Annotated in this window: 3 protein-coding genes and 2 pseudogenes; all 5 read left to right on the forward strand. The window is 61.6% G+C overall.

Annotated features, from left to right (window positions below):
- A pseudogene (locus tag J0I64_RS02450) lies at positions 1-259 on the forward strand (DeoR/GlpR transcriptional regulator); the annotation flags it as partial.
- Between the two features lie 37 nt (positions 260-296).
- Complete coding sequence (gene rhaS, locus J0I64_RS02455) at positions 297-1,283, forward strand: rhamnose ABC transporter substrate-binding protein (RefSeq protein WP_291406041.1); 987 nt, start codon at positions 297-299, stop codon at positions 1,281-1,283.
- A 179-nt stretch (positions 1,284-1,462) separates the two neighbouring features.
- Positions 1,463-2,968 carry a sugar ABC transporter ATP-binding protein gene (locus tag J0I64_RS02460; protein WP_291406042.1) on the forward strand — a complete coding sequence of 502 codons (1,506 nt, stop codon included), beginning with the start codon at positions 1,463-1,465 and terminating at the stop codon, positions 2,966-2,968.
- Positions 2,965-3,942, forward strand: coding sequence for an ABC transporter permease (locus J0I64_RS02465; protein ID WP_291406043.1), 978 nt, complete (start codon positions 2,965-2,967; stop codon positions 3,940-3,942). Before J0I64_RS02460 ends, J0I64_RS02465 begins: the two co-directional genes overlap by 4 nt.
- Positions 3,939-4,202 (forward strand): annotated as a pseudogene (locus J0I64_RS02470) (ABC transporter permease); the annotation flags it as partial. The gene J0I64_RS02465 and the pseudogene J0I64_RS02470, both read left to right, overlap by 4 nt.

Below are 4,202 nucleotides of genomic sequence, written 5' to 3' on the forward strand. Positions count from 1 at the left end.
GCTGATGGAAGCCGACCCTATGGTCGTGCAGTCCGAACTGGCGCTGATCGGGCAGGCCGACGAACTGATCGTTCTGGCCGACTCCTCCAAATTTTCGGGCCGCAGCAGTCTTATCCTCTGCGGGCTCGATCGAATTGCCGCTGTCATTACCGATGGCGGCATCCGCGACGAAGATCGCCAGATGCTGGAAACGGCTGGCGTGAAACTCATCGTGGCGGACACGACTGCTCAGGCTGACCACCAATCCACGGTGGCCTGAGATCATGACGCTAGAAGCATCCCAGGGAGGGACTTTCATGAAACTGTTCAAACTGATGGCCGCGACTGCTGCTGCCGCCATTCTGCTGGCGACGCCCGCTTTCGCCCAGACCCGCATCGCGCTGGTCGTGAAATCGCTCGGCAACGGCTTCTTCGACGCCGCCGCCAAGGGCGCTGAAGAAGCTGCCAAGGAAATCGGCGGCATCGAGCTCATCTATACCGGCCCGACCGCCGCGACCGCCGAAGCCCAGATCGAAGTCGTCAACTCGCTGATCGCTCAGCAGGTTGACGCCATCGCCATCTCGGCCAACGATCCGGACGCTCTGGTTCCGGTTCTGCAGCGCGCCATGCAGCGCGGCATCAAGGTCGTGTCCTGGGACTCCGGCGTTGCCCCCGAAGGTCGCCAGATCCACCTGAACCCCTCGGACATCAACCTGATCGGCGAAACCATCATCAAGCTGGCTGCCGACTACCTGCCCGACGGCGGCGATGTCGCGATTCTGTCGGCGGCCTCGACCGCGACCAACCAGAACGCCTGGATCGAAGCGGCCAAGAAGGTCATTCCGGAGAAGTTCCCCAAGATCAACCTCGTGGCCACCGTCTATGGTGACGACGACTCCGTGAAGTCGACCGAAGAAGCCCGCGGCCTGATCGCTGCCTATCCGAACCTCAAGGCCATCATCGCCCCGACCACCGTCGGCGTCGTTGCCGCGGCTCAGGTCGTGACCGACCAGCACCTGATCGGCAAGATCAACGTCACCGGTCTCGCTCTGCCGTCCGAGTTCAAGCAGTTCATCGACAACGGTGCTTCCCAGGCCGTGGCGCTGTGGAACCCGATCGACCTCGGCTACTCGGCCGTCTACCTCGCCAATGACCTGATCAAGGGTGAAGAAGCCAAGCCGGGCGCAACCTTCTCGATCGGCAAGGTCGGCCAGGTGACCCTTGACGACAACAACGCTGCCGCCATGGCCGCGCCGTTCCAGTTCGACAAGTCCAATATCGACGAATTCTCCAAGATCTACTGAGGTCTTGAGACTTCAAAAGCCCGGCGCTGATGCGCCGGGCTGACTATTTTCCGTTCCTTCGTCACCACCGGGCTTGTCCCGGTGGTCCAGTGGCGCGGAGCCATCGCATGGATTGCACGGACGAGCCGGGCAATGACGATTGTGGATGGTACTGCGCTACATCGTGAGCATTGCTACCAATGACTGAACCCATCCTGACCCTTACGGGCATTTCCAAGAGCTTTCCCGGCGTGCGCGCATTGCACAATGTGTCGCTCGAGCTTTTTCCTGGACAGGTGACGGCGCTGATCGGTGAGAACGGCGCGGGCAAGTCGACGCTGGTGAAAACCATGACTGGCATCTACCAGCCGGACGAAGGCGAAATCCGCGTCAAGGGACAGGTCGTGACGCTGCCGACCGCCATTTCGGCGACCCATGCAGGGATCACGGCCATCCACCAGGAAACCGTGCTGTTCGACGAATTGTCGGTCGCCGAGAACATTTATCTCGGTCACGCGCCGCGCAACCGCTTCGGCATGATCGACTGGAAGACCATGCGCGCCGAAGCGCAGAAGACGCTCGATTCCATGGCGGCAGGCATCGATGCCGGTATTCCGCTCAAGGAACTGGGCATCGCCAAGAAGCATCTCGTGGCCGTGGCCCGCGCGCTCAGCGTCGATGCGCAGGTCGTGATCATGGACGAGCCGACGGCCGCCCTGTCACAGAAGGAAATCGAGGAGCTTTACGTGCTCGTCGAGCTGCTGAAAGCCGACGGCAAGGCCATCCTCTTCATCTCGCACAAGTTCGACGAGATCTACCGCATTTGCGACCGCTTCACCGTGTTCCGCGACGGCGAAATGGTGGGCAAGGGTTTCATCAAGGACACCCCGGAAAGCGAGATCGTCAAATTGATGGTCGGCCGCTCGGTAGACCATATCTTCCCCGCGCGCACGGCAACGATTGGCGAGCCGGTGCTCGAGGTCAAGGCGCTGAGCCACCCGACCGAGTTCGAGGACATTTCCTTCTCGGTGAAGAAGGGCGAAATCCTGGGCTTTTATGGTCTCGTCGGGGCCGGGCGCTCGGAAGTCATGCAAGCTGTGTTCGGCATGACGAAGACGGCGTCGGGGACCATTGTTCTCGACGGCAAGACCATCGCACCGAAATCGGCCGCCGATGCGGTCGAAGCCGGCATTGTCTATGTGCCTGAAGAGCGCGGCAAGCAGGGTGTCATTACCGGCGAGCCGATCTTCAAGAACGTCTCGCTGCCCAGCATCGACAAGACTAGTTCCAAGGGCTTTATCCGCATGGCGGAAGAGTTCGCGCTGGCCCGCACCTATACCGAGCGGCTCGATCTGCGCGCTTCCTCGCTGAGCCAGAACGTCTCGACCCTCTCGGGCGGCAACCAGCAGAAGGTCGTGATCGCCAAGTGGCTCGCGACCCTTCCCAAGGTGATCATTCTCGACGAACCCACCAAGGGCATCGATATCGGCTCCAAGGCGGCGGTGCACGGTTTTATGGCCGAGCTCGTTGCGCAGGGCCTGTCGGTGATCATGGTCTCGTCCGAGCTGCCCGAAATCCTGGGCATGAGCGACCGCGTCGTCGTCATGCGCGAAGGGCTCATCATCGAAACACTCGAAAACAAGAATCTGCAGCCTGAGACGCTGGTGCGGCTCGCGGCTGGTATTGCTGAGGAGAAGGCGGCGTGAACCGGCTTTTCAAGACCCGTGAACTCTGGCTGGCGCTCGGCATCATTGCCGTGATCGCGCTCGTTACCCTGCGCTTTCCGCGCTTTGCGCAGACGGGCAATCTGCTGACCATCTTTAACGACACCTCTATCCTGATGATGCTGGCGCTAGGGCAGATGGCGGTCATCCTGACGCGCTCCATCGACCTCTCAATGGCTTCCAATCTGGCGCTGACCGGCATGATCGTTGCCATGATCAACGCAGCGGCGCCCGGCGTGCCGATCCCGCTCCTGATCGCGGGCAGCGTGGTGATCGGTTCGGCGCTCGGCGCCTTCAACGGCATCCTCGTCTGGAAGCTCGACATTCCGCCGATCGTGGTGACGCTCGGCACGCTGACGATCTTCCGGGGCATGGTTTTTGTGATCTCGGGCGGCGCCTGGGTGAACGCGGCGCAGATGAGCGCCGACTTCATCCAGCTTCAGCGCGGCACCTTTCTTGGCCTCCCGGTGCTGAGCTGGTTCGCCATCGTGGTGGCAGCGCTCGTCTATCTGCTGATGACGCGCACGTCGCAGGGTCGGGCCTTTTATGCCATCGGCGTCAATCCGACGGCGGCCGTTTACACCGGCATCAATGTGGGCCGGACCAAGTTCTTCGCCTTTGTGCTGGCGGGCGCCATTTCGGGGCTCTGCGGTTATCTCTGGATTTCGCGCTATGTGATCGCCTCGGTGGAAGTCGCCGGTGGTTATGAGCTGACCATCGTTGCCGCCTGCGTCATCGGCGGCGTCTCCATCGCCGGGGGCATCGGCACCGTTGCCGGGGCTCTGCTTGGGGCGCTGTTCCTTGGCGTCGTAAACAATGCCCTGCCGGTGATCGGCGTTTCGCCGTTCTGGCAGATGGCCATTTCCGGCGCCGCCATCCTGATCGCCGTGGTGCTCAACGGCCGCAGCGAACGCACCAAGGGCCGCATTATCCTGAAGAAGGCAGAAGCCGCATGAGTGACACGACCGCAACCGGCCGCCACCTTCCCAACCGGCTCGACAACCCCGTCAAATCGGCTGTGCTGAGCTGGGAAAGCCTGCTCATCCTGGTGGCCCTGGCCATCTTCATCGCCAATTCCTTCGCCTCGCCCTACTTCCTCAACGAGTGGAGCCTGAGCGACATGACGTTCAACTTCACCGAAAAGGCGCTGATCGCGCTCGCCATGGCGCTCGTGATCATAACCGGTGAAATCGACCTCTCTGTCGCTTCGATCATT

The sequence above is a fragment of the Devosia sp. genome, assembly GCF_017307565.1.
In the GTDB taxonomy this organism is placed as follows: Bacteria; Pseudomonadota; Alphaproteobacteria; order Rhizobiales; family Devosiaceae; genus Devosia.